Annotated in this window: 20 protein-coding genes; 10 read left to right on the top strand and 10 right to left on the bottom strand. The window is 67.2% G+C overall.

Features of this window, described 5'->3' with window-relative positions; all coding sequences use genetic code 11:
* Nucleotides 1–80: 80 nt before the first annotated feature.
* The 4 genes from cyoE to NCW75_04785 are packed head-to-tail and all read left to right on the top strand — an operon-like array spanning nucleotide 81 to nucleotide 3,391.
* Nucleotides 81–1,046, top strand: coding sequence for a heme o synthase (gene cyoE, locus NCW75_04770; GenBank protein UYV14226.1), 966 nt, complete (start codon nucleotides 81–83; stop codon nucleotides 1,044–1,046).
* Nucleotides 1,040–1,945, top strand: a complete 906-nt coding sequence (locus NCW75_04775; protein UYV13598.1) for an ABC transporter ATP-binding protein — start codon at nucleotides 1,040–1,042, stop codon at nucleotides 1,943–1,945. The genes cyoE and NCW75_04775 overlap by 7 nt, the downstream gene beginning before the upstream one ends.
* Nucleotides 1,942–2,709: an ABC transporter permease gene (locus tag NCW75_04780; protein ID UYV13599.1), complete on the top strand. Its 768-nt coding sequence runs from the start codon at nucleotides 1,942–1,944 to the stop codon at nucleotides 2,707–2,709. Before NCW75_04775 ends, NCW75_04780 begins: the two co-directional genes overlap by 4 nt.
* A 1-nt stretch (nucleotide 2,710) precedes the next feature.
* Nucleotides 2,711–3,391: an SCO family protein gene (locus NCW75_04785; protein UYV13600.1), complete on the top strand. Its 681-nt coding sequence runs from the start codon at nucleotides 2,711–2,713 to the stop codon at nucleotides 3,389–3,391.
* Here the strand turns inward: NCW75_04785 and NCW75_04790 are convergent.
* Genes NCW75_04790 through NCW75_04800 form a run of 3 tightly spaced genes read right to left on the bottom strand, consistent with a single transcriptional unit; the run spans nucleotide 3,388 to nucleotide 5,396 of the window.
* A complete protein-coding gene (locus NCW75_04790; protein UYV13601.1) occupies nucleotides 3,388–4,884 on the bottom strand; it encodes an SDR family oxidoreductase in 1,497 nt (498 codons plus the stop codon). The genes NCW75_04785 and NCW75_04790 overlap by 4 nt on opposite strands.
* Before the next feature lie 54 nt (nucleotides 4,885–4,938).
* The gene (locus tag NCW75_04795) at nucleotides 4,939–5,148 is read right to left on the bottom strand and encodes a hypothetical protein (protein ID UYV13602.1); all 210 of its coding nucleotides are present in this window, start codon (nucleotides 5,146–5,148) and stop codon (nucleotides 4,939–4,941) included.
* 14 nt (nucleotides 5,149–5,162) lie between these two features.
* Nucleotides 5,163–5,396: a hypothetical protein gene (locus NCW75_04800; GenBank protein UYV13603.1), complete on the bottom strand. Its 234-nt coding sequence runs from the start codon at nucleotides 5,394–5,396 to the stop codon at nucleotides 5,163–5,165.
* Between the two features lie 224 nt (nucleotides 5,397–5,620).
* Between NCW75_04800 and NCW75_04805 the strand changes: the two genes are divergently transcribed.
* Nucleotides 5,621–6,616, top strand: coding sequence for a hypothetical protein (locus tag NCW75_04805; GenBank protein UYV13604.1), 996 nt, complete (start codon nucleotides 5,621–5,623; stop codon nucleotides 6,614–6,616).
* Between the two features lie 75 nt (nucleotides 6,617–6,691).
* Nucleotides 6,692–9,865, top strand: a complete 3,174-nt coding sequence (locus tag NCW75_04810) for a protein kinase (GenBank protein UYV13605.1) — start codon at nucleotides 6,692–6,694, stop codon at nucleotides 9,863–9,865.
* A 110-nt stretch (nucleotides 9,866–9,975) separates the two neighbouring features.
* Here the strand turns inward: NCW75_04810 and NCW75_04815 are convergent, their stop codons facing one another.
* The 6 genes from NCW75_04815 to NCW75_04840 all read right to left on the bottom strand — a co-directional run bounded on the left by NCW75_04815 (nucleotide 9,976) and on the right by NCW75_04840 (nucleotide 18,000).
* Nucleotides 9,976–10,242 carry a hypothetical protein gene (locus NCW75_04815; GenBank protein ID UYV13606.1) on the bottom strand — a complete coding sequence of 89 codons (267 nt, stop codon included), beginning with the start codon at nucleotides 10,240–10,242 and terminating at the stop codon, nucleotides 9,976–9,978.
* Between the two features lie 518 nt (nucleotides 10,243–10,760).
* Nucleotides 10,761–11,381 (bottom strand): hypothetical protein, encoded by a 621-nt coding sequence (locus tag NCW75_04820; protein UYV13607.1) that lies wholly within the window; start codon nucleotides 11,379–11,381, stop codon nucleotides 10,761–10,763.
* Nucleotides 11,378–14,584: an efflux RND transporter permease subunit gene (locus NCW75_04825; protein UYV13608.1), complete on the bottom strand. Its 3,207-nt coding sequence runs from the start codon at nucleotides 14,582–14,584 to the stop codon at nucleotides 11,378–11,380. Before NCW75_04825 ends, NCW75_04820 begins: the two co-directional genes overlap by 4 nt.
* A 20-nt stretch (nucleotides 14,585–14,604) precedes the next feature.
* Nucleotides 14,605–16,011 carry a hypothetical protein gene (locus tag NCW75_04830; GenBank protein ID UYV13609.1) on the bottom strand — a complete coding sequence of 469 codons (1,407 nt, stop codon included), beginning with the start codon at nucleotides 16,009–16,011 and terminating at the stop codon, nucleotides 14,605–14,607.
* Complete coding sequence (locus NCW75_04835) at nucleotides 16,008–17,456, bottom strand: TolC family protein (GenBank protein UYV13610.1); 1,449 nt, start codon at nucleotides 17,454–17,456, stop codon at nucleotides 16,008–16,010. Before NCW75_04835 ends, NCW75_04830 begins: the two co-directional genes overlap by 4 nt.
* A 103-nt stretch (nucleotides 17,457–17,559) precedes the next feature.
* A complete protein-coding gene (locus tag NCW75_04840) occupies nucleotides 17,560–18,000 on the bottom strand; it encodes a hypothetical protein (protein UYV13611.1) in 441 nt (146 codons plus the stop codon).
* A gap of 325 nt (nucleotides 18,001–18,325) precedes the next feature.
* Between NCW75_04840 and NCW75_04845 the strand changes: the two genes are divergently transcribed.
* Genes NCW75_04845 through NCW75_04860 form a run of 4 tightly spaced genes read left to right on the top strand, consistent with a single transcriptional unit; the run spans nucleotide 18,326 to nucleotide 23,010 of the window.
* On the top strand, nucleotides 18,326–19,279 hold the full coding sequence (locus NCW75_04845) for a hypothetical protein (GenBank protein ID UYV13612.1): 954 nt from the start codon (nucleotides 18,326–18,328) through the stop codon (nucleotides 19,277–19,279).
* Between the two features lie 16 nt (nucleotides 19,280–19,295).
* Nucleotides 19,296–20,564 (top strand): hypothetical protein, encoded by a 1,269-nt coding sequence (locus tag NCW75_04850; GenBank protein ID UYV13613.1) that lies wholly within the window; start codon nucleotides 19,296–19,298, stop codon nucleotides 20,562–20,564.
* 17 nt (nucleotides 20,565–20,581) lie between these two features.
* Nucleotides 20,582–22,093, top strand: a complete 1,512-nt coding sequence (locus NCW75_04855) for a hypothetical protein (GenBank protein UYV13614.1) — start codon at nucleotides 20,582–20,584, stop codon at nucleotides 22,091–22,093.
* Between the two features lie 47 nt (nucleotides 22,094–22,140).
* Entirely contained in the window at nucleotides 22,141–23,010 is an 870-nt protein-coding gene (locus NCW75_04860; GenBank protein ID UYV13615.1) for a hypothetical protein, read from the top strand.
* Here the strand turns inward: NCW75_04860 and NCW75_04865 are convergent.
* Nucleotides 23,007–24,077, bottom strand: coding sequence for a sigma 54-interacting transcriptional regulator (locus NCW75_04865; protein ID UYV13616.1), 1,071 nt, complete (start codon nucleotides 24,075–24,077; stop codon nucleotides 23,007–23,009). The two genes, NCW75_04860 and NCW75_04865, sit on opposite strands and share 4 nt — an antisense overlap.
* Nucleotides 24,078–24,967 lie beyond the last annotated feature (890 nt).

Below are 24,967 nucleotides of genomic sequence, written 5' to 3' on the forward strand. Positions count from 1 at the left end.
TGGATTCGTTGCGGCCACACCGCAAAGATTCTTGTAGGACAGAATCGAGCGTTCCCCCTCATCCGGAGTCCGAGTTGCAGATGACCCGTATCGAGTCGGCGGCCGCTTCGGCAGCCATGGCCGTGCCGCGAGCGCAGGGCATCAGCTTCGCTGCGCTGTACGAGACCACCAAGCCCCGTATCACGCGGCTCGTGACCATCACGAGCGCAATGGGGTTCGGGCTGGCGGCTCTGGCATACCGGCCGGCGGCGATCGATCTCGTGTCCGGTTTCATTGCGGCGATTCTGGGATCAGGGCTGGCGGCGGCCGGCGCCAACACGCTCAACCAATGGATGGAACGCTCGCGCGACGCGCGCATGCCCCGAACAATGACGCGACCGCTGCCCACCGGCCGCGCTACGCCCACGGCGGTGCTGATGCTGGGCATCGAGTTGTGCCTGCTCGGCATCGTCCTCGCGTGGGCGCTTGTTGGCGTCGTGCCGGCGGTGCTGATCGCGGCGACGGTGCTCAGTTATCTCTTCCTCTACACGCCCAGCAAGCCTGGGCTGTGGAGCAGCACGTGGATTGGTGCCGTGCCGGGCGCGCTGCCGCCGGTCATCGGCTGGGCGTGCGTCGAGGGGTCCTGGGCATCCATGGCCGAGATCGGCCCCTGGGCGCTGTTCACGATCATGTTCGTGTGGCAGATCCCGCACTTCCTGGCCATCGCGTGGATGTACAAGGACGACTACGCGGCCGGCGGTTATCGCGTGCTGCCCGTCGTTGACACCACCGGCCGCTGGACGTGGGCCATGATGGTGCTGTGGGCGGCGATCCTGCTGCCCGTGACCGTGCTGCCGCCGCTGGTGATGGACGTGACGCCGGGCTTCGTGGCGGTCCCCGTGGCCGTGGTCGCCGGGGCGTGGTTCCTGTGGCTGACCATCAAGGTCACCCGCTCGCGCACCCGGACCGACGCGCGCCGGGTGCTGATCGGCTCGGTGATCTACCTGCCGATCCTGCTGGCGGCCCTGGTCGCCGACGCGGGCATCGGGGCCGCGCTGGGGTGGTAGGCAACTGCGACTGGCTCGTGCGCATCAGCGGCGGCGTGGTCGAGCACCGTGCCCGCCGATCAAAGACCATCCGAGCTCTCGACAACGTCGAGTTTACAGTCGCGCCGGGCGACTCTGTGGCGCTGCTTGGGCCCAACGGCTCGGGCAAGTCCACGCTGCTGAGAGCCATCATGGGCGTGCAACGCCTGGCGTCCGGGTCGATCGAACGAGACGACCACCTGCGCCTGGGCGTCGTGTTCCAGAGCCCGGCCCTCGATCCGCTGCTCACGGTGCGCGAGAACTTGCGGTTACAGGCGGCGCTGTTTGGTATTGCAGATACCGACGAGCGTATCGAGCGGCTGTGCGCCGACCAGGCGATCGATGACCGCCTTGGTGATCGGGTGCGAACGCTCTCGGGCGGGCTGGCCCGGCGAGTCGAGTTTGTCCGGGCCATCCTGGCCGAGCCCGACCTGTTGCTGCTGGATGAGCCGACGGTGGGGCTCGATCTGCCCTCGCGCGCGGCCTTGCTGGGAGCCCTCGACTCGCTGCGCGCCCAGCGGCCCGATGTCGCGGTCGTGATGAGCACGCACCTGATGACCGATGCGGAACGGTTCGATCGCGTGGCGATGATGTCGGCGGGCCGGTTCGTCTGCGAGGGCTCGCCGCGAGAACTCGTCGACGAACTCGGGACGGTATTGCTGGGTGTGCCAGCGGAAGCGTCGATCGAGGGTGGAGCCGTGCCTTGGGAGATGCAGGCCGATGGGTCGCGTTTGGCCAAGCCCGCCGATGAGGCCCAGCTTGCCGAGTGGTCTGCCGAACTCGTGGCTGTTGGCGCGCCGTTCTTTGTACGGAAGCCAACGCTCGCCGATGCCTACCTGCACCGGGCCCAGTCGCCGCTGGAAGCCGAGGTGCCGTCATGAATGCGATGCGCGCGGCCCTCGCCCTGGCGTACCGAGAAGTGAGGCGGCTCGTACGCCAGCCGCTCCGCATCGCGGTGGCGATCGCCACGCCGGCGATGATGTGGCTCTTCATCGCGAGCGGTTTTGCGAGCAGCATCCGGCCCGAGTCGCTCGGGGATGAGAGCGGGACATCGCTCACGATCTACCTGCTGCCGGGCATGGCCTCGCTCGTTGTCCTGTTCAACGCGATCTTCGCGTCGATCTCGTTGATCGAAGATCGCCACGAGGGCTTCCTGCAGGCGGTACTCGTCAGCCCCGCGCCGCGATGGTCGATGGCTGTTGGCAAACTCCTCGGCGGCGGGCTGCTGGGATTCGCGCAGGCGATGGTGCTGCTCGTGTTCTCGCCACTTGTTGGGGCAACCCTGAGTGCCGAGGGCCTGCTCTCTGCGATCGTTGCACTGGCGTGCTTGTCGCTGGGCATCACCGGGCTTGGCCTGGCAACGGCGTGGAAGGTCGATTCGTCCTCGGGCTTCCACGGCGTGATGAACCTGGTCTTTATGCCCATGTGGCTGCTGAGTGGGGCGATCTTTCCCGTCGAGGGCGCGAGCGGGTGGTTGCGGGCGCTCGTCATGGTGAACCCCATGGCGTGGTGCCAGCGCGTGGTGGGGGCCGGATTGCAGGGTCAGACTGACGCGGCGGCGCTGTTGCTGTCGCTGGTGTTCGCGGCGATGGGGGTCACACTGGCTATGCTGACAATGGGCTGGGGAAGAGCGCGAGGAGGCTGAGTTGGCTCAAAAGAAGCAGTTCATGGCGATCGTGATTGTCGGGTTGGCCTTGCTGGGGTTGCTCGGCACGCTGGTGATGATGATGCCGCGGTTGTCTTCGCCTGCCGAGATGGTGGATGCGAGCGACCCGCTCCAACCAGACGAGATGCTCGTCGGCTACACCATCCCAGAATTCGAGCTCACCGATCAGGATGGCCGCCCCGTCGACCAATCGATCCTCGACGGCGAGATCACCATTCTGGACTTCATCTTTACCAATTGCCCGTTCGCCTGCCCCGGCATGACCGCCGAGATGCTCGAGCTGCAAAGCGTTCTCGAGGGTACCGGGGTGCGGTTCTTGAGCATCAGCGTCGACCCCGAGCGCGACACGCCGGCGGTGCTGCGGGAGTACGGCGACAGCCGCGGCGTGGACTTCGAGCGGTGGGCGATGCTGACCGGGCCATTCGAGACGGTGCGCTCGATCGTGCGCGACAGCCTGAACTTCCATGTCGGGCAGGACGATAGCCGCGAGATCCCCCTCGAGGACGGCAGCACGATGGCAAACGTGAGCCACCCTTCGCACCTGATCCTGGTCGGACCCGAGCGACAGGTGTTGGGTATCTACCTGTACTACGAAGACGAGAAGATGGCCGCGCTGCGCGGCCGAGCACGAGCGGCGGCCGCGGCGTCCGAAGGGCTCTAGTCGGCCTGCTCCGCGGCACGCTTCATGCCGTTGAGCATGCCGTTGAACACAAAGTGGTGGAGCGGGAGTACGGCGTACCAATAGGCCAGGCCCAGCAGGCCTCTGGGTTTGAAGCGGGCCGTCATGTGCAGCGTGCACGCGTCGCGCGTGTCGTTCGGATCGATGCAGAACTCCAGGGTGGCCTGGCCCGGTAGGCGCATCTCGGCGAGCAGGTGCAGGTGGCGTGCGTGCTCGACGCCGATGACACGCCAGAAGTCGAGGGCCTCGCCATACGCCACCTGTTGCGGATGGCGGCGCCCCCGACGCAGACCGGGGCCGCCGGCGATGGTGTCCATCCAGCCGCGAAGGCGCCAGAGCACGTCGGCGGCGTACCACCCGTGGCCGCCGCCCACCCTGCACACGGCCTTGAAGACCGATTCGGGCGATGCCTTGATCGTGGTGGTACGCGCATCGGTGAACACTCGACCGCCCGCCCAGTCGGGATCGCCCGGAACGGTGCCCGCGGCCGACCAAGAGGTCTCGACTTCGGCCAGGCTCGTGCGTTCCAGAGCGAGAGCGATCGCCTCCTCGGGCGTCTTGGCCTTGTGTGGCATGGCCTCTTGCACGGACGAGTCGCCAACCACGACAGGATTGCGAAGCCCCTCGGCCAGCGGCCTGGCGATGCGTGTGTTTACCGGCGTGACCAAGCCAATCCAGCGGCTGCTCAACTCGGGCGTGAGCACGGGCACGGGGATGATAATCCGACGCGGAAGGCCGAGTTCGCGTGCCATTGCATACATGAGCTGCTTGTAGGTGCGCACACCGTCCCCGCCCACATCGTAAGTCTGGCCAGTGGTTTCGGGCTCGCTTAGACATCGCACGAGCCAGTGCAGGATGTCGGCAATCGCGACTGGTTGGCATCGCGTACTGACCCAGCGGGGTGTGATCATGATGGGCAACCGCTCGACGAGATATCGCAGGATCTCATAAGAAGCCGAGCCCGAACCGATGATCATCGCCGCGCGAAACACGGTGACGGGTGTGGATCCATCGGCCAGAACCTCTTCGACCTCTCGGCGAGAACGAAGGTGGTCGCTAAGACCATCGCCCATCTCGCCGAGACCGCCGAGGTACACGATGCGATCGATGCCTGCACTCTCGGCAGCGGCGGCGAAGGACCGCGCCAGGTCACGATCTCGCTCGGCGTACTCCGAACCAGCGGAAACCATGGAATGGACAAGATAGAAAGCGGCACAGCAGCCTCGCAATTGCTCTGCGAGGGCGTTCGTGTCTTCCACGTCACCCCGGACGACTTCACATCGCTCGTGGCGGGCCCACTCACGATTGTCGAGTTTTCTCGGATCGCGTGCGACGCAACGAATAGCGTATCCCGCCTCGAGAAGGCGCGGCGCAAGCCGACCACCAATGTACCCGGTCGATCCCGTCAGCAAGACGCGGGCAGGTTCGTCCGTGGCTTCCGCGGGGGGCAAGTGTTCCTGGGGTAAGGCGTTCATGGCGGTACCGCGGCCCCAAGTAGGGTAAGAAGTCAGATCAATACCGGCTGGGGCTCAGACTCGAACCCGGAAGCTCGGCAGCCAGCCTAGGTGGACACGCACGGGCACACCAAGGCGCGGCACCGGGAGCCGCTTGGTCGCCCGGCGGGCACGCCACAGGTTGAGTACCGACGAGAGCCCGAGGGCGCCGTACACGTGGGCCGCCCCATCTTCGAAGCGGATGGTGAACCGCGTCGGGCGTGGTCCATCGCCGGCATGCGCCATGAGCTCGCCGGCGATCAGGATTTTGGGTCGGATGCGCCCGTTGCGCCGTCGCGCGTGCGGATGCGAACGGTGCCATCGAGCATCCAAGACGCATGGTTGGCCCGATCGCCGGTGCCGCTCGGCACGCGGACGTTGAGCTTGTCGAACTCGTACGCGATCTCGGCACCCCGGCCGGTGAGGCGGTCGTAGAGGCCGATGGCCAGGTCGGGCCAGGTGGTCGTGTGGTCTGCGTCGTTCGTTTGGGACATGGTGGATCTCCAGAGATTAGGGTTAATCGGGATTCTGGCAACGATTGGGGCGGCCTCGGCCCGCCGCGAGGCCAAACTTCGATTGTTCGGGGCAATCACGTCACGCGGGGGGGAGCAGCCCCAGCGCCGGGCGGGAATGCCCGTGAGGCCTGACCGAGAGCTGTCCCGCGGTCCGGGCGCGAGGGCGGTCGAAACCCAGCACACCGGCTCGCGTACAGCTGCTTGTGCAATGCCCCGATTGCCAGTACGAGCTCTGGAACCTGAACACCCCGGTCTGCCCCGAGTGCGGGCGCGACTTCGAGCTGGGCGAGTGGGATTTTTCCAGCAGCGACGCTCGGTTCGCGTGTGCCTCGTGCGGCGAACGATTACCCGGCACGACGCCCCGAGAGCTGCCATGGGCGTGCCCGGCGTGCGGCGAGGCGGTCAATGCCACGGCGGCCATGGTCGTGCCGGGCGAATCATGCAAAGACGTGCCGCGGGTTGCGGATCCCGACCGGCTGACGGTCATCGGCGGCGTGTTCTGCACCGGGGTGATGGTATTGTCGGTGTGCTTCGGCGGGCTCGTGCTTCTTGGCATGGGAAGGAACGGCGGCCATGGCGCGGGCATGCTGTTGTTCTTCGCGATCATCGGCACGATGGCGGGTTTCGCCGGATTCTGGCCAAAGGTCGAACGCCGCCGCGCCGTTCTCGTGTTCTTCTTGCTGATCTCAATGTGCGTGGCCTCGATCATCGCGACCGATATCGGCAACACGCGACATCGCCAGCGGACGCGCTCGTTCAGGTACTCGACGATGGCCCGAAGCCTCATCCAAGCCGTCGAGATCTACCGCCAGAACAACGGATCATTCCCCAGCAACCCCCAGCCCCTCGTCGATCAGGGTTACATCCCCGCCGAGATGTTCTACGAACCCAACGCTCCGGCCCCCACGCAACTCACCTGGACCCAACTCCAGGGCGGCTGGATCGAGATCGGCATGTTCCGCATCGACTGGAACGAGCCATCGTGGCTCGCGCTGAGCAACCCTTCGAGCGGTGTGACCGCCGTCATCATTGCCGCACCAGCGCAGAAGCTCCCCGGCACCTCGGTCGGCTTCGCCGACATGCACGTGGAGTACTACTCCTGGGGTGCGTGGCCCGCGACCGTCCAGCAACTCAACGCCGACCGCGCGGCCGCGGGGCTCAAGCCGATCCCACTGGCAGCCCTTCCCACACCGCCATAGGACGGAAGTCCGGGCGAAGCAGTGTGAGGAGTAAATTCTCGATATGGGTTTTGCGGAGCGTACACTCCCGCCGAGATGAGCATGCCGGGGCGGATCGGGCCCTTCCAGATCGAAGCGGAGCTGGGCCGTGGGGGCCACGGCGTGGTCTACCGGGCGCGGGACGAGCGTCTCGATCGGCTCGTCGCCATCAAGGCGGTCGCGGCCGGCATCGCGTCCGACGACGCCAAGATGGCGCGATTCCGCGACGAGGCCCGGATCATCGCGCAGCTCAACCACCCGCACATCGCTCAGATCCACCAGATGCTGGAAGTGGATGGCCGGACGTACCTCGTGCTCGAGTATGTGGCCGGCGGGTCGCTGACCGAAGTAGTCAAGGGTGGGCGGGCCGATGTCGGAGCTATTCTGAGTCTGATGGCCCAGGTGGCCGACGCCATGGAGTCGGCGCACGCGCACGGCATCATCCATCGAGACCTGAAACCAGACAACATCCTCGTGACCCACGATGACGTTGCAAAAGTACTCGACTTTGGGATCGCGTACGTCGCACCGAAGGCTACCGATACCGAGGCACCGACCATCATGGGTGGGCCCAGGGGTGAGCCGGGGATGCTCGGGACGCCCGGCTACATGAGCCCCGAGCAGTGCCGTGGCGAGACAGCCGACGTTCGCGCGGACATCTTCAGTTTTGGTTGTGTGCTGTACGAATGCCTGTGCGGGCAACCGGCGGTCAGCGGGCACACCGTCGCCGATCGCATCGCCTCGACACTGACGACCGACCCCGACTTTGGACGCTTGCCGGCGGGCCTCCCGGACGGCATTGGAGCGTTGGTCCGTTCGTGCCTGGCTCGCCGGGTGGACGACCGCCTCGGTGCGATCCACGACGCCCGGGTGGTGCTGCGGGAAGCCATTGGCGATGGCCAAGGTGGTCGTTCGGCACCGGATGCCCAGAAGGCTGCCGAGACGCCCACCCGCAACAACCTACCACGGCAACTTGACCATTTCATTGGCCGGCGCGAGGAAGTAGCCCAGCTCATCCAGGTGCTGGACGACCGGTCGATGGCGACGCTGGTCGGGCCGGGAGGTTGTGGCAAGACGCGATTGGCGATCGAGGTGGCCCGCCGCGTGCTGCAGCGTTTCGAGGGCGGCGTCTGGATGGCCGAGCTTGCCACCAGCGACGCGGCACGAGTGCCCAGCGTGGTGGCCGCGGCGTTGGGTATCCAAGACGAACCGGGGAAGTCGGCGGCCGAGAGCATCGCGTCGAGCATCGGAGCGTCGCCAGTCTTGCTGGTGCTTGATAACGGCGAGCACGTGCGCGACGAGGCGCGTGAGTTCGTGTCTGTGCTTCTCGATCGTTGCCCCGCGCTGCGCGTGCTAGCCACCAGCCGCGAGCCGTTGGGCGCTCCGGGCGAACTCGCGTGGCGGGTGCCCAGCCTCGGTGTGCCCGGCAAGGTGAGGACCGCTGGGCCTGCCGCGGTGACTCCGGGTTCCGCGAGATCGACGCCCCCAACGGCCACGCCCTCTCGGACGCCGACCGGGGGCTGGGCCATGGACGATCTGCTCGCGTGCGAATCGGTCGTGCTGTTCATCGACCGCGCCCGCGAGGTCCGCCCGGGCTTCACGCTGAACCAGGCCAACGCCGCGCCGATCGCGAGCATCTGCCGGCGCCTCGACGGCATCCCACTGGCCATCGAGCTCGCCGCCGCCCGCATCGGCGTGCTGTCGGCCGAGCAGATCGAGCAGCACTTGGACGATCGCTTCCGCCTGCTCCGTTCCGCATCGGGTCGCCCCGAGCGGCATCAGACGTTGCGTGCGGCCATCGATTGGTCATTCAACATGCTCGACCAGCGCACCCGCGTCGTGCTCCAGCGCCTCGCGGTCTTCAAGGAAGGGAGCAGCTTAGAGGGGGCGTGCGCCGTGCTCGGGCCCGACGCGGACATGTTCGAGACGCTCGACGTGCTCACGATCCTGTCGGACAAGTCGCTGCTCAACACCGAGCACGCGGAGTCCGCCGTGCGATATCGATTGCTGGAAACCGTCCGCGAGTACGCGTTGGAGAGGCTCGAAAACGACGGCGAGCTCGCTGGAACGCTGGCCAAACGGACGAGCTACTACGCCGAGTTGGCCGGAAACGCGCGTGAAGGCCTTGTCGGCCCGGAGCAGGTGGCCTGGCTCGAGAGACTGGAAGCGTGCGGTGAGGATCTGCTCGATGCCATCGATCAGGCGGCCACACAAGACCCCGGCGTCGCCCAGCGAATCTGCGCCGACGTCTGGCGCTTCTGGTGGATCCGGGGTCGCATGCGTGTCGGGCTGATCGCGTGCCAGCGTGCCTGCGACGCCGACGCAGCACCGACGGCCTCGCGTGGCGACGCGCTCTATGCCGCCGGTGCTCTAGCGTGGGCGCTCGGAGAGTTGGATTTGGCGTGGACGCATCAGAACGAGTCGCTCGCCATCCAGAAGCAACGTGGCAACCATCGGGGCATGGCCGGTTCGCTCAACAGCCTCGGGCTCATCGCCAAGGACAGGGGTGATCTGGCCGCGGCCGACCAGATGTTTGCCGAGTCGTTGGACATCAAACGCGAGCAGGGCGATGAGCGCGGCATCGCCATGTCGCTGAACAACCTCGGCATGACCGCCCGCTTGGCGGACCGGCTTGTCGAGGCGAAGGCCCACTACGCAGAGTCGGCCGAGATCCTGCGCTCGCTGGGCGACCACAGGGGGATGGCGCGGTCGCTCATCAACATGGCAGAGGCTGCGCTCAAGACCGGCGATCTCGTGGTGGCGCACCGAGGGTTCCAAGAAGCGCGAACATGCTTCGAGGCCGTCGGCGATCAGCAGGGCATCGCGCTGGCGAGCACCAACCTGAGCGCCGTCTTCCAGGCGGAAGGGCGGCCCGATGAAGCCGGCCCGCTGGTTGCCCAGGCGGTCTCGCTCTTCAACGAGATCGGCGACCGCCGCGGCCTGGCCGATGCGATCGAGCACGCGATCGGGCTCGCGGCCTCGCTGGACGCCTTCGAGACGGCGGCCCGGCTCAGCGGCGCGATGGCGTCGTTGCGATCGAGTTGGGAGATGCCGCGCGACGCATCGCACCAGGGCGTGGACACGCTGATCGCAACCGCTCGCGATGGCCTGTCCGGCGAAGCCCGGGCCGCGTGGGATCGCCACGAACGCGAGGGCGCGTCGATGGACATCGATCGGGCCACCGAGGCCGCGCTCGCGTGGCTGGCCGAGGGGGCGGCCGCGTCGTCCTAGCACACAGCCGATGAAACCCTGCGAAACGAAAACGAGGGCCCGCACAGGCCCTCGCGATCAGGCTCGGGCTGGCATCGGGCTCACGCAGCCACGCCCATCGAACCGCTCTCTCAGGCGGTGTCGAAGCGGATGGTGGCCGTCTCCGACCAGTCGCTGGTCTGGCCGTTGCTCAGCCGCATGCGGGCGCGAAAGTCGATCGATCGCACGCCGGTGGGCACGCTCGCGTCGAAAAACCCATTGTTCTCGTCGGCCTGGCCGACATCGACGGTCCCGTCGTTGAGCAGGCTTGCGGCCGGGCCGGTGGGGTTGTGCGGGCTGGGTAAGGTGGAGGGAGGTGAGCGGCCGCGAGGGCAGGAGCGAGCGGTTCCAAGTCCCAACGGACTGACGGATCCCGGCGGTGACGCCGGGATCCCACTCCGGGGGGGCATCGCGGAGCCTACGGCGGGGGTGCGGCCGCCACTATCGGTCCCGCGGCAGGCGCCAGCACCGCTGTGGATCGCGCTCGCACGGCCTCGGATCCCGCCAGCACCGCGGCGATGAGCGGTCGCAGCGATGCGGCCGCCACCACCACCCCGGCGATCGCCGGGCCTACCGCTGCGGCTTGCTCCCGCAGGGCTGCGATTGCCAGCTGCAGCCCTGCGATTGGCAATCGCACCGCGCGAATCCGGACCAAGCCCCCTCTGGCGCTGCCTCCAGGATGGCTAACGCGAACATGGACCAGAAAAAAAGTCAGGATTCGGTTCGGCCCGGGGTTCCGGCCGGCGAGGACCGGATTCTCGGGCGTGGGCGGCAGGCTGCCGGCGTGCGGGCCCACTCGGTGGGGGCCGTTGTTCCGCTCCGCGGCCCAGCTCCGACGAACCCCCGCGGTGACGCGGGGGGCATTCAGTACTCGTCGCTACTCCAGGATGGGCGTTGCCGAGCCCACGACCTTCGTGCCGTCGGGCTTCTCGATCTCGATCCACCACATCGTGTTCTCGGGCAACGGATCGGGGGCCATGGCGTGGATGTCGTAGTCGTCGTGGCTGGGCGCATAGTCACCCTTGCCAACGAATGACAGCGTGCGGTCGTCGGTGCCGATCCACGCGCGCACAACGGTGGCGCCGTTGTCGTTGTATGGCAGCTTGACGATCAGGTGGCCTTCCTTGCCCGCTTCGACGGCGCCGTGGCCCTGGGCGAGTGCCACCGTCATACCGCCGATGGTGGCCGGGTCGAGGTCCACCTCGTCGTCGTGGTGGGCGTGCTCGCCCTGGGGATCGGTGTGGCCCTGCGGGTCGGTGTCGTGGGCGTCGTGGGTCGAGCCGTCGGCGTGGGTGTGGGTGTCCGAATCGCCATGGCCCGCGTCGCCGTCGTTGTCGTGCCCCGGATCGCTGTCCCCCGGGCCGTGGTCTTCGTGGGTCGAGCCGTCTTCGTGGGAATGCGCGGCCCCGTCCTGATCGTGGGACTCGTTGCAGCCCGCAAGCGCGAGGCCGAGTGCCGCGGCAACGACGGGGAGGACGAGTGGTGTTGTCGGTTTCATGGTTTTCTCCTTGTCTGTATGGTACGAGCCGGTCGTGCGTGCTTTCGCCCGGCACCCGCCGGGCTCTTCAGCCGATGGATGGCGGCGTACCCCGCGGGCACCACCACCAGGTTCAGGAACGTCGAGGTCAGCAGGCCGCCCAGGATGACCACCGAGAGCGGGGCCAGGATCTCGTTGCCCGGCTTATCGCCCTTGAGGATGATGGGGATCAGGGCGAGGGCGGCCGTGAGGGCGGTCATGAGGATCGGCACGAGCCGTTCCATCGAGCCCTGCACGATGGCCGCGTGCATCGGCACGCCCTCCTCGGTCATCAGGTGCTTGTAGTGGTTGACCAGCAGGATGCCGTTGCGCACGGCGATGCCGAACAGCGTGATGAAGCCCACCAGGCTGGCGATGGAGATGACCGGGGCGGTATAGGTCCCCGCGCCGAACAGGGCCGCCGCGTTGGTGAACACGTTGGGCGACTCGGTGATGAAGATCGCCAGGATGCCGCCGATCAGCGCCAGCGGCAGGTTCACCAGCACCAGCAGCGAGACGCGGAGCGACCCGATAGCCAGGTTCAAGAGCAGCACCATGATGAGCACGACCACGCCGCTGAACAGCGTGATCGTGCGGCTGGCCGACTGCTGGGCCTCGAACTGGCCGCCGTACTTGACCGTGTAGCCGTGGCGTTGCACGATCGGGTCGACGCGCTCGCGCACCTGTCCGACGAGGTGGCCCAGGTTCGAGCCCTTGGCCACGTTCAGCGAGACGACGGCCTTGCGCTGGGCGTTCTCGCGGGCGATGAGGTTCGAGGCCATCTCGGGGCCGATAACCGCGACCTCGTCGAGGCGCACCAGGGCCCCGCCCTTGCCGCGAAGCACCAGGTTCTTCAGGTCGCCCACGGTGTCGCGCTGCTCGTCCTCGAGGCGCACCACCAGCGAATATCGACGCACGCCCTCGTTCACCTCGGCGACCTGGACGCCGAAGATGGCGTTGCGGACCTGCTCGGCGGCGGCCCGGGGCGTCAGCCCGTACGCCGCGAGCTCGGCGGGCTGGTAGTCGACGGGCAGCGACTGGATCATGACCTCGCGGTTGGCCGCCACGTCGCGGGCGCCCGGCAGCGGCTTGAGGGCGGCCTCGATCTCCTTGGCGATGGCGCGCAGCACGTCCAGGTCGTCGCCGTACACGCTGATGGCGATGGCCGCGGGCGTGCCCGAGAGGATGTGGCTGAGCCGGTGCTCGATGGGCTGGCCGATGTTGGTGGTGATGCCCGGCACGCGCTCGAGGATCCGCGAGATCTGCTCGCGCACCGCCTCGTTGTCGTACCCGGGCAGGACCGTCACGTCGATCTCCGAGTTGCTCACCGGCTCGGCGTGCTCGTCGCGCTCGGCCCGGCCGGTGCGCCGAGTGACGCTCTTGACGCCGTCGACCGCCAGGAGCTGCCGCTCGATGGCCGAGGCCATGCGGTCGCTGGCCACCAGCGAGGTGCCCGGCGGGGCGAACAGCCCAACGGTGAACGTGCCCTCGTTGAACTCGGGCAGGAACGAGGTGCCGAAGGTCGACGCGAGCCAGAGGGCCAGCACCGTCGCCAGGCCGGCCAGCGAGAGCACCACCAGCCGCAGGCGGATCGCCAGGCGGACGGCGGGCTCGTAGGCCTTCTTGAGGAACCGCACCAGGAAGCCATCGGACGACTCGCGCTTGGTGGGCCTGGCGTGCAGCATGTAGCGGCACATGGCCGGGGTCACCGTGAGGGCCACCAGCAGCGAGGCTATGATCGAGACTACGAAGGCGATGCCCAGCGGTCGGAAGAACCGCCCCTCGATGCCCTCGAGGAACATCAGCGGCAAGAAGACCAGCGCGATGATGATGGTCGCGAAGACCATCGCCGGGCGGATCTCGTTGCTGGCGTCGAAGATCACCGCGAGCTTGGGCCGGCGCTCGGCCTCGGATCTGGCCGCGTTCTGCTTGAGGCGTCGGAACACGTTCTCGACGTCGATGATGGCGTCGTCGACCAGGCTGCCCACGGCGATGGCCAGCCCGCCCAGGGTCATGACGTTGATGGTCTCGCCCATCCAGTCGAGCACCAGCAGGGCGGCGGCCAGCGAGAGCGGCAGCGCCGTCAGCGTGATCAGCGTCGTGCGGATGTTCAGCAGGAACAGGATCAGGATGATCGACACGATGATCGCCGCGTCACGCAGGGCGTGGAAGACGTTCGTCACCGAGCGGTCGATGAAGTCGCCCTGGCGGAAGATCTGGCGGTTGATCCGCACCCCCGCGGGCAGCGAGGGCTCCAGCGCGTCGAGCATGGCGTCGACCTGGTCGGTGATGACTAGCGTGTTGGTGCCCGGGGCCTTCTGGATGGTCATGACCACGGCCGGCCGGCCGCCGTCGGCGCCGGTGCCGCGCTTGGGCGCGGGCCCCAGCCGAACGTCGGCGACCTGGCCGATGGTCACCGGCGCGCTGTCGTGGTACTTGATCACCGTGCCCGCGATGTCGGCCACCGACCGGACCCGCCCGCTCTGGCGGATCGGCAGCTCCAGGCTGTCGACGTCCGGCAGATATCCGGCGCTCAGCGTGCTGTGCGACTCATCGGCCGCGGCGATGACGTCCTCGACGGCCAGGTCGTACAGCCGCAGCTTCTCCTGGCGCACCAGCACCTGGTACTCGGGCAGCTCGCCGCCGATGACCGAGACCTGGGCCACGCCGGGGATTGCCAGCAGCTTGTTGCGCAGGTCGTACTCGGCGTAGGCGCGCAGCTCCAGCGGCGGGACCGTGCCCTCGGGCGACGACACCGCCAGCAGCATGATCTCGCCGGTGATGCTCGTGATTGGAGTCATCTCGGCGTGGGCGTCCGGCGGCAGGTCCTCGCGGATCGTGTCCAGGCGTTCGGATACGAGCTGGCGGGCCCGATAGATGTCCGTGCCCCAGTCGAACTCGACGTAGGCGATGGACAGGCCGATGGCGCTGCTCGTGCGCACGCGGTGCACGCCGGGGATGCCGTTGACCGAGGTTTCGATGGGGAAGGTGACGTACTGCTCGACCTCGTCGGCGGCCAAGCCCGGGGCCTCGGTCATGATGACCACGGTGGGCGCGTTGAGCTCGGGGAACACGTCCACAGGCGTGGTGGGCAGGCGGTAGGCCGCCAACGCCAGGAGCACGCCGGCGAGCACCAGCACCAGGGCGGCGTGGTCGAGCGAGAAGCGGATCAGTCGTTTCAGCATGGGTGGAGTCTCGCTTTCACTTAGTGCTCGCCGTGGAAGGTGCCGTCGGCGTGGAAGTGGCCGCCCTGCTGGCTGACCCCGCTCTGCTCGCTGGCCAGCTTGAGCTCGTACGCGCCGTCGAGGACGACCTCGTCGCCCAGGGACAGGCCGCTGTTGATCGCCACCCATCGGCCGTCGTCCACGCCCAGGTCGGCCTCGACGCGGATGGCCTTGTTGGGGTCGCTGGGGTCGCGGCGGAAGAAGACGTGCGTGATGCCGTCCTTGACCACGGCGGTGCGCGGGATGGCCAGCGCCGGGCCGCCCGTCGTCTCGGCCACGACCTCCAGGAACGCCGACACGCCCGGCCGGATCCAGGTCCGCCCCTCGGCGGGCGTGGCCAGCAGCGTTACGGTGCGCTGCTGGGGGTGCGCCTCGAGGCCGATGGTCACGGTGGCCTGGACGCCATCGCTTAACGGGATGCCCGGCGTGGTCGGCGGCACGATGCTCGCCTCGGGCGTGGCGCCCAGGCGGGCCAGGTCCGACTGCAGAGCCATCGCGCGGAAGCGCACCTTCTCAGGGTCGATCGTCGAGAGCACGAGCGAGGGTGCCTGGGCGAACGAGCCGTCGGTCAGGGCGAGCGCCTCCACCACGCCGGCCCCGGTCGCGCGCACCTCGATCCAGTCGATCAACCGGTAAGCGGGCACGGCCTGGCCCTCGTGCCGGGCCTCGGCGGCGAGCTGCGCCTCGGGGATGCCGGTGGCGACCGACGCCCGGTGCAGGGCGTGCTCGCGGGTGCGCTGCGCGTTGGCCAGCGCGGTCTCGGCCTGGCGCCGCTCGGCGCGCAGGCGGGGCAGGCTGGCCTCGAGTTCGGCCGTCTGGCCTTCCAACTCGGCGTTTCGCGTCTCGGCCTGCGCCAGCGACGACAGCCGCTCGCGCATGATGGCCAGGCGGCGCTCGGCCTCGTCGATCCGCGCCCCGGCCACGTCGATCGCGGCCCGGGCCGACTCGATGTCCTGTTCGCCCATGATGATCTCGTGCTGCAGCTCGGGCCACGCCGGCGAGCGGAAGCGGTAGAGCACGTCGCCCGTTTCGACGCGTTGGTACTGATCGACTTCGAGTTGCACGGTGCCGGGCAGCGTCAGGCGGTACTCGTGCCGCGCGAGCGGCTGGAGCTCGAAGGCCCCCGGCACGCGGATGGTGCCGTCCACGCGCCTCCGCTCGACCTTGGCGAAGGTGATGCCCAGGTTGCTGCGCACGGTCGAGGGGATGTCGATGCGGTTGGTCGCCGCCGTGGACTCCTGGGCCGGCTCGGCGGGCTCGGCGCCGCGGTTGGAGCAGCCCATCGTCGCGAGCACGAGGCTCGCCAGGAGCATCGCGAGGACGTGCCGGCTGCGCGTCGTGGTCGCGGTGTTCGTTGCGGCGATTGTGGGGGTGTTCGTCGTGGTCAAGGTGTCACCTCGTCGGTGGTCGGGGTCGGGCCATTGGTGTGCGGCGTGGGTGGGGCGGGCTCGGGTTGGTGCGGGGGATCGGGCGGCGGGCCGACCAGGCCGACCAGTTCGGCCAGCGCGAGCGACTCGTCCAGCCGTGCGTCGATCAGGGCCAGGCGGGTCTCGGCCGACCGCGACAGGCTCTCGAGCAAGACCAGGCCACCGCCCTCGCCCAGTTCCAGCAGGGCGCGTGCGTCGGCCATCTGCCGATCGACGATCGGGATGAATTCGGCTTCGATGGCCCGGCGCTGCTCGGTTGCGGCGAAGAGATACTCGGCCTGGGCGGCAACCGATCCGGCAAGACGCTCGTAGGCCGTCTCGAACTCGGCCCGCGCCAGCTCGCGCTGCGCGTGCGCCTCGGCGATGCCCTGCTTGTTGGCGTTCAGGATGGGGATGGGCAGCGAGAGCGACAGCCCGAGCAGCGTGTCGCCGCGATCGAATTCCGCCAGCGGGCCGATGGTCAGGTCCGGGTACTGCTCGCGCACCTCGCGCCGGAGCGTCTGCTCGGCGACCTCGTACTCCTCGCGCAGCCGCCCGAGCGTCGGGCTTCGCTCTGCCAGCGCTTCGGCGGTCAGACCATCGGGGTCAGCGTCCAGCACGAGCGAGGGCGTCAGCTCGAAGGGGGCCCCGGGCGAGAGGCCCAGCAGGCCGCGGAGCTCGTGCTCGAGCGCCACGGCCTCACGACGCGATCGGAGCCGGGCTTGCCGCAGGCTTGCCCGCTCGATGACGAACAGCGCCGCCTCGGTCCGCGGCATCTCGCCCGCGTCGGCCAGGCTGGCCGTCGAGTCCACCAGGGCGTCGATCGACCCGAGCAGCGCGGCGGCCTGCTCGTCCTTGAGCCGGACTGCCGACCAACGCAACCACGCTTGCCGAACACGGGTGCGCGTCGCCCATTCGAGCTCGGCCACGCGGGCCAGCTCGGCGGACAACTCCGCGTCGGCCCGGTCCTTCTCGGCGCCCAGCCGGCCCGAGATGGGGATCGTGAAGGCCAGCCCGGGGGTGACCTGCCACGGGTTGGCCGCGCTCTCGGTGACGGTCAGCACGTCGAGGCCGAACTGGGGATCCTCCCACAGGCCCGCGTGCTCGGCCGTGGCCAGTGCGACGCCGGCTCGCAGCCGGGCCAAACGCAAGTCCGGGTTAAACACAAGGGCGACCAGTTCGGCCTCGGCCAGCTCCAGCCCGTCGGCGGGATCGAAGGCCGTGGGCTGGCCGGCCTGGGCCAGGCGGCGGGCGAACGCTCGGACCGGCTCGTCGCCGGCGGTGCGCTGGCGCCAGGCGTCTCCGTGGGCGGGCAGGTCCAGCGGCCTGGGCTGGTAGCTCTGGCAGCCGGGCAGGATCGCCGCGACGCCCGCGAACGAGAGCAGCGCGCCGGCCAGGCCGGCGGATCGGGATGGATGCGTGGGCAAGGGTCGTACTCCGAACGTGTGCGTTGAGACCGGATCGGGGTGCCGGGCGTGCCCGCTCGCAGCGGGCGCACGCAACAGCACGGCTGGAAGGGGCCAGCCGGATCTAGGTCAGCAGCACGACGGTTCGGAGGTGGACGATGTGGTCCGGCGGTCGCCCGCGGGCATGTGGCCGCACCCGCTCGAAGGCACGGGCCCAATGCGCCCATCGAGGCGCACAGTCGGCAATCGCGATCGGCTGCGGCGATGGCAATCGCTCGCGATCACGGCCACGCAGGGTGTCGGAATCAACCGAAGGCTCGTGATGGTGGTGATGGCAGCAGCAATGCGAAGCGTCGTTGGGCTCCGCTGGCACCAATTCGTTCCGCGGCGCGGATCCATCATCCGCGTGATGGGCGTGCCCATGCACGTGCCCGTGACCATGGGCTGCCGGGCCGTGGCCGTGCCCGACAAGCATCGCCCTCGACGCGGCCGGCGCACCCAGCATGGCTCCTGCGACCATCGCCAGCAGAGCCACCGCCATCATGTGCATGAGCCGGGAACGCATGGACCGCAGTGTAGGCGGAGGTTCCAAGCGAGCTAACGCGGCGGCCTATGGCCCTCCAATGAGCCCTGGACCCGGATCGCGGCTGCCCGCGCGGCTTGAGCCGGATCTGGTAGCAGGCCATCTCCGTCGACCTGTCTGCTACACATGCTACTTGCCGCAGGCCAATTGTGGGGTGATCTGCGTTCCGCCCGCGAACAACCTTGCGCATCAACCTGCCGAAAGCGAATCTCGCTTCGTACGCCCTCATTCTCACAGCCCAAGAGAGGGTACGGGCGTTGGCACGCTCCTTGCATCGTCGTTCCTCAAGCACACGCAGGAGACAGCTATGCACGACCTTGATCGCATCCAGGCGGAATTTGAAGACGACACGGGATTCGATGCTCGCGATCCGTTCGAGGATGAGTTCGAGGCGGACGACCTCGACGATGACCAGATATTTGATCACGCTTCTCGCGAGAGCGCTGATGATAGTGATTTGTATGACGAGGACGATGACGACGACCTCGAAATGGCGGACGAGTTTGATGATTCGTATGACGAGAATGGGTCCGATCCGGCCTCGGTGGACGACGACGACCTTCCGCTGGACGAAGACATGGAGATGGAGCTGGCGTCCGAGCTCCTCGCCGCGACCGACGACGAGCAGCTCGAGCGCACCATGCACCGGATCGTCCACGCGCGAACCCACCGGCGTCGTCCACCGAGGCTTGCCATCGATGCGGATGACGACGAGTTCGACGATCTCGACATGGACGATGGCGAGGACGACGAGCGTCGACGCCGACGGCGCAGAAGGCGGCGCCGACGCGGCCGCCGGCGGCGTGGCTTCCTGGGCAAGGCGTTAAAGGGCATCGCCAAGAAGGCGCTGCCAATCGTCGGCGGCGCCATCGGATCGGCGATTCCGGTGGTCGGCACGGCAGCCGGCGCCGCGCTGGCCAGCGGCGCCGGGAAGGCCTTCGGCCTCGAGCTGGAGGGCCTGAGCCCCGAGGACCAGGAATTCGAAGTCGCCCGACGCATCGTGCGACTCGGGGCCGAAGCGGCCGCCGAGGCCGACGACATCGACGAGGCGGTCGACGACGAGACGGCGGCCAAGGTGGGCATGATCCGTGCCGCCGGCAAGCACGCCCCGGGCGTCATGCCGCGTCCTGGCTCGATGGGTCGGGGGGCGGGGGGCGGGCGCCGTCGGCGTCGATCCCAAGGCCAGGCCGCGAACACCGGTGATGGCCAGTCCGGCCGCTGGGTGCGCCGAAACGGCCGCATCGTCCTCTTAGGTCTGTGAATAGGGGAGCCTTCGCGTGCCACTGTCCCCACCAGTCCGAGCCCACCTCCTGCAGGAAGCCGCCACGCTCCACGAGCGGGTTCGCAACCTGATGCCGTTCGATCTGCACATGGCTGCCCTCCCCGCGGCGAGCATCTCGGCCCCGGCCCGCCAGCTCATCGACGACTTCATCGAACACGGGCGGCGTGACGTTCTGGACCGTCTCGCGGAGTACTGCAACTGGCTGCAACAGGAGCCACGCGCGGACGACGCCGAGGCCCAGCGGCGCCTGACCTTTATCCGACTGCGCACGGGAACGATGCTCTCACGATTCGATCTGTACGCGGACGTCTTGACGCAACGAAGCGAGCACCGCGTGGGCATCTGGCTGGCCGGTCTCGAGGCCGCCGCCGAGGATGGCCTGGGCATCGAGGGCGTGGCATCGCCGCCGGTGGTCTGCTATCTCGATCGAGGGGGCGGCGCCGCGATCCGCCGGGCCCGCACCCGGCTGCCCGGCGGCGAGTTCAACCCGGTCGCGCTCGTGCGCATCCCGCGAGAGCGCATGATCGGCAGCGGGGTGTCTTCCTCGCTCATCCACGAGGTCGGCCACCAGGGCATGGCCCTGCTCGACCTCGTCCCCTCGATCCGCCCGACCATCGCGGGCTTCGAGGCCCATCGCCCGCAGGTGTGGTCCCTGTGGCGGACCTGGATCAGCGAGATCCTGGCGGACTTCTGGTCGGTCGCGCGGGTGGGCCCCGCGTCGGTGCTCGGCGTGATGTCCGTGGTCAGCCTGCCGCGGGCCTTCGTCTTCCGCATCGGCGTGGACGATCCGCATCCGTTCCCCTACATCCGCGTCCGGCTGGCGTGCGCGATGGCCCAGGAACTCTACCCGCATCCGCAATGGCGCCACCTCGATGGCGTCTGGCAGCGGCTGTACCCGCTCGAAGGGCTGGATGGACGCAGCCGCCGCATCATTGCCGATCTGTCGGCAACCATGCCAGCGCTCGCCCGGCTCATCGCCGAGCACCGCCCACCCAAGCTCGGCGGACGCAGCCTTCGGCTCGTTCTCGCCTGCCCGTGCAAGGGCCCCGAACGGCTGCGAAGAACCATTGTCGAGATGCGAAGAGGCAGCGCAAGGCTGGACGACCGATCGCCCTGCCGTGCCCTCGCGGTGCTCGGCCAGGCGAAGTTCGACAAGCAGCTTAGCGCTGCGCAAGAGACTCGCATCCTCGAGAGGCTGCTGACACACTGGGCGCTGACGCGCACCCGCAACGAAGTGAACACCTGCGCTGCCCCCGCGGCGTAGATCGAAGGAGTCCTATCATGACACAACTGAACGTGACCCAGTCTCAAACATTGCCGCCAACGACCGACGACCAAGGGCTCTGGAGTGCCATCCGCAACCGCAGTGAAGCAATCTCGTTCGACCGGTACGCGGCGTTCCTGCAGGCGGTGTTCTGCGATGAACAGGAGCCAACGACGACATGCTCGTCGATCGCACGGGGCGACGATGGCCTGTTGAATCAGAAGGACGAACTCAAGAACATCGGCCATGGCACGAAGGCGTATCAGACGCTCAAGGCCGCCACCGAAGTGTTTTTGTTGCTGAATACCGGCATGTACATCCATGAGGGTGGCGCTACGAGCACGTATGCCCGCTCGGAAGACACGACCCCGGGCGGGACGGTCTACGTGCCAGCGGCACCGTGCGCCGAGAATCCGTGCGCCGATGCCGCCAACCTAGGAGCATCGGGGCCGCTCCATAACGAAGACAGTGAGGCGACGCGCATGGCCAACCACGAGAGCCTCGATCTCAAGGCTGTCCAGGAGTTGCTCGAGAAGTATCTTACGGATACGCACGCCATCCTGCCCTACCTCGATCGCATCGTGAACGCACTCAACCTCAGCATCGATGACGGCGGCAACGCCTTGTGCGCGCCGCTGCTCGCACGCCGCGTGCATTGCCCCCTCATGATCGAGCTCATCTGGAACTACTGGCACGAGGCCGGTGGCCAGATTCAGACCATGAAGGCCATCACGCGGCGGTTCCAGAACCGCCGGGCGTGCGACGCGAACGACCCGCTGGCCGACCTGGACATCGATCCGCTGCGCCCCCTGGGCAACATCCTGTGGGGCTACGTGCAGGACGAGAGCAACCAGCTCAGCGTGCTCCGCCGCGTGTACGAGTACGACCACCATTATGGCATGAGTTTGCGTGGCAAGGCCATCCCCCGGATGTGCACCGCCGACAGCCGCTCGAAGTTTATCGCCGGCTTCCACAACCTGCTCCGCATGGCCCTGGCGTACTACAAGGCCGCCGAGGACACGCAGGTCATCCCCGATACCTTCCCGATGCTCAACAGCTTGAAGGAGGTCCACCTGCTGCTGGCCGAGGGCGCCGGCAACCAGTTCGGCGACCTGCCCCACCAGTCGCGCATCGAAATGCTCGTGGAGCAGTGGATATTGGGACGCGAAGAGATGCGCGAGTTCCTGCGCGGCCGCGTGATGGTGCCCTACCCCGCCGCCTTCATGGGCCGCGTCGACACGATGCGCAAGCTCCAGGGCTGGGGCGACACCTCGTTCCGCTACTTCTACGAGCTGGCGACCTTCGGCGAGCGCCTCCTGCTCTCGATCCGCTTCGGCGACTGGAGCGCGACCTCCAGCGCCGCGAGCGCCGCGAACTGGGCGAACTACTGGCGCGAGGAGATCCAGGCGTACGTGCACTCGTATCGCGTTGTCACGGGCGTGGACCTGTCGGACACGAAGGCGGACCCGGCGACGCTGCGGCGGATCGTGACGCCGCCGCAGGAGCTGCTGTCGTCAACTCGCAGCTAGATTGGAAACCCCGGGCTTAAGCCCAAGTGGACAGCAAGGAGTAAAACATGACTTGTACTTGTGCGCCTTCCAACGGTATTGGCGATCAACCTCTGGCAAATGAAGAGGAAGTGTTCGAGCTGGTCATTCCGCGTCAGCAGGCGTTGGTGAACTATGAAGAAGAGGCCTTTCTAGGCTTTGGTAAGAAGAACAAACGCAAAGCATCTGGAAAGAAGCGGCAGGCAAGCAAGTCCAGCAGTCCCACCAAGAGGGCACGCAATAATCCTTGGAAACATGGATTCGAAGACATGCAGAGCATGGAGTCAGAGTACGACAGCGCAATGGAGAATCAGGACTCGGAGACTTCCGAGCCCTCGTTTGTAAAGTATGCGGATCAGCAACTCCGAAGTTGGGCAGGTAAAGTTAAGACAACGTCAAGCCTTAGGCATGTTGAGCGTGAGAATCACCGGCTTATGAGTCTGCGATATGTGCGAATGGGCGTAATCGCGGAGCGCATTGAAAGGCTGGTCGCTCATTATACTCGGTCAGGCGGAAACATTTCAACGGGTGCTGCAATCTATGCAGGGCAATACTTGTCAGCCGATGCGGATCTGAAGGACAAGGAACGCCAAGTGAAGCGTTTTATGAAAGAGTCGGAGAAAATCGGGATACGAGCTTGGAATCAATCTGCGACACATGGCGGCACGAACAGCATGAGCAAAGATGCATGGGAGGACAATGCCATCAGGATGGCAACCGGTAACTTCCGAAGTGATCCAATCCTTGCACTGATTATTGCTGCGCCAGATCAACTCGCAGAAATCGATGCTGTAGCAAAGTACAAAGGCATGGTGGAGCAGATCCAGCGCCTTTGGAGGCAGAAATACGAGCGGTATTCTGGTGAATCGTACAAGCGTGTTGAGAAAATCAGACGCTAGTCGGAGGTGGCCTTCCTCATCTGCACCGCCCGCTCGCTCACCCCCAGCACCTCCGCCGCACGCCGAGAGTTCCCATCGGCGTCCTCGAGCGCAACGCGGAGGGCCAACGCCTCCGCGTCTCGCCCGATCGCCTTCATGCCGTGGCCCTGGGCCAGGCCGCGGCGAACGGAGTCCTTGAATTGCTCGTCGGGCCAGCCGGCTTGGCTCGTACTTGATCGATCCTCTGGAGGAATGTCCCCCGGCGTGATCGGCCCAGCCCCGCCGTGCCGCGTCATGACGCGGACCATGAGCTGGCGCAGCTCGCGGAGGTTGCCCGGATACGCGCGTTGCATGAGGTATCGATCGACCGCCGGGCACATCTCGATGGGGGCAGAGCCGCCCGAGACCATCGCGGCGAAGTGGCGTGCCAGCAGGGGGATGTCCTCGGTGCGTTCACGCAGGCTGGGCAGTTGGACGTGCCAGCCGATGGCCCGGTGATACAGGTCCAGGCGGAATCGTCCCTGCCCGACGTCCTCATCCAGATCGCGGTTGGTCGCGCAGACGAGCCGGAAGTTCGCCCGCTTCCACTGCACGGCGCCAACGGGCTTGTACGCCCCGTCCTCGAGCGAACGGAGCAACTGGGCCTGGATCGACATGGGCAGCTCGCCGAACTCGTCCAGGAACAGCGTGCCGCCGTGGGCGAGCGCGACGGCGCCCTCGCGCTCGGCGATCGCCCCCGTGTAGGCTCCGCGGACGTGGCCAAACAGTTCGCTGCCGGCGAGCTCGGGCGACACGGTGCCGCAATCGAGCACGACGAACGAGCCACGCTTGTCTCGGCCGTCAAGCGCATGGATGAGCCGCGCGGCGAGTTCCTTGCCGGTGCCGCTTTCTCCGGTAATCAGAACATTCGCGCTGCTGAACCGCGCAATCTCGACGAGCCGCCGAAGGCACGCCACCCACGCGTGGCTGGTGCCGAGCACGGTCCGTTGTACCGCGTCTGAGGCCACGAGCGAGTCGATATCCGAAAGCCGTTGGGCCCGTTCGACCACCGCCGCGGCGGCCGCCTCCTCGTCTAATCCTTCGATCACATCGAGTGCGCCCGCATCCATGCAATCCCATGCGCTCTTCGGTGCAACATGATCTTGGCACACGATGAGGTGTGGTACTGGATCTGAGGGCCCGGACTGACGAATATCTTCGGGCCGTTCGACAAGCGAGACCGCGAGCGTGACATCGGGGTCCGCTGCTTCGACCACTCGCACATCATGGCTACGCAAAATGGCCTTGAAGCGTGCACGCCGGTCGGAACTGCTCGTGCTGCAAAGCAATACGCTGGCCACCGTAGTTGCTCACTCGGCCGTCCCTGGCCGACGCCCAGCTGCATCCGATGTTAGCCATAAGTGTACCTGAAATTGAAGTACTCAATGTGAAGATATGGCGTGTCGGGCACGCATGGGGCGTGGGTAGTTGGTGCCAAATTATGGGGACTCTTGCTGCTCGGATGGCCCACATGACCCTCAAGCCCACGTCCAACACTCCGCTCCCCACCCACCGACCCCGCCTCCGCGCGGGCGTGCAGGCCGAGCGGCAGACGGACCACTACCCGCACCAGGCTTCGCCACCAGTGCCAACTTGTATGTGTTCTACGATCTTCGCTTGGTGTATCCCAAAGCCCACTTAGCCGGCGAAGACTCCGACAGTTCCTCCGCTGGGTGCGGGGGAGCGAGTGCGCCGCGAGGGAGTGGTCCGCGTGCTCACGCGACGCGGCTCGGAAGGAGATCACCACGGAGCGGCCCGACACGGAGTGGGTCCTCCGCGAAAGTGTCCCAACGGAGTTGCTTAGCGGAGCGGGTCTTGGTACCGCTCACCCCCGGGCCATCCCCTCGGCCTATAGAAAAACCGCCCTGACGCCCTCAGGAAGAGTTGATCGTCAAGCGTCAAAAGTTGATTGAGGCTCATCGGAAGTTGATGAACGTCC

Origin of the sequence: Phycisphaera sp. (assembly GCA_025916675.1) — a bacterium.
GTDB lineage: Bacteria > Planctomycetota > Phycisphaerae > Phycisphaerales > UBA1924 > JAHCJI01.

Coding starts and splice junctions, on each gene's coding strand:
- NCW75_04840 (UYV13611.1), bottom strand. CDS start 18,000: ATGCGTTCCCGGCTCATGCACATGATGGCGGTGGCTCTGCTGGCGATG.
- NCW75_04820 (UYV13607.1), bottom strand. CDS start 11,381: ATGAAACCGACAACACCACTCGTCCTCCCCGTCGTTGCCGCGGCACTC.
- NCW75_04825 (UYV13608.1), bottom strand. CDS start 14,584: ATGCTGAAACGACTGATCCGCTTCTCGCTCGACCACGCCGCCCTGGTG.
- NCW75_04860 (UYV13615.1), top strand. CDS start 22,141: ATGACTTGTACTTGTGCGCCTTCCAACGGTATTGGCGATCAACCTCTG.
- NCW75_04795 (UYV13602.1), bottom strand. CDS start 5,148: ATGGCGCATGCCGGCGATGGACCACGCCCGACGCGGTTCACCATCCGC.
- NCW75_04780 (UYV13599.1), top strand. CDS start 1,942: ATGAATGCGATGCGCGCGGCCCTCGCCCTGGCGTACCGAGAAGTGAGG.
- NCW75_04855 (UYV13614.1), top strand. CDS start 20,582: ATGACACAACTGAACGTGACCCAGTCTCAAACATTGCCGCCAACGACC.
- NCW75_04810 (UYV13605.1), top strand. CDS start 6,692: ATGAGCATGCCGGGGCGGATCGGGCCCTTCCAGATCGAAGCGGAGCTG.
- cyoE (UYV14226.1), top strand. CDS start 81: ATGACCCGTATCGAGTCGGCGGCCGCTTCGGCAGCCATGGCCGTGCCG.
- NCW75_04845 (UYV13612.1), top strand. CDS start 18,326: ATGCACGACCTTGATCGCATCCAGGCGGAATTTGAAGACGACACGGGA.
- NCW75_04790 (UYV13601.1), bottom strand. CDS start 4,884: ATGAACGCCTTACCCCAGGAACACTTGCCCCCCGCGGAAGCCACGGAC.
- NCW75_04800 (UYV13603.1), bottom strand. CDS start 5,396: ATGTCCCAAACGAACGACGCAGACCACACGACCACCTGGCCCGACCTG.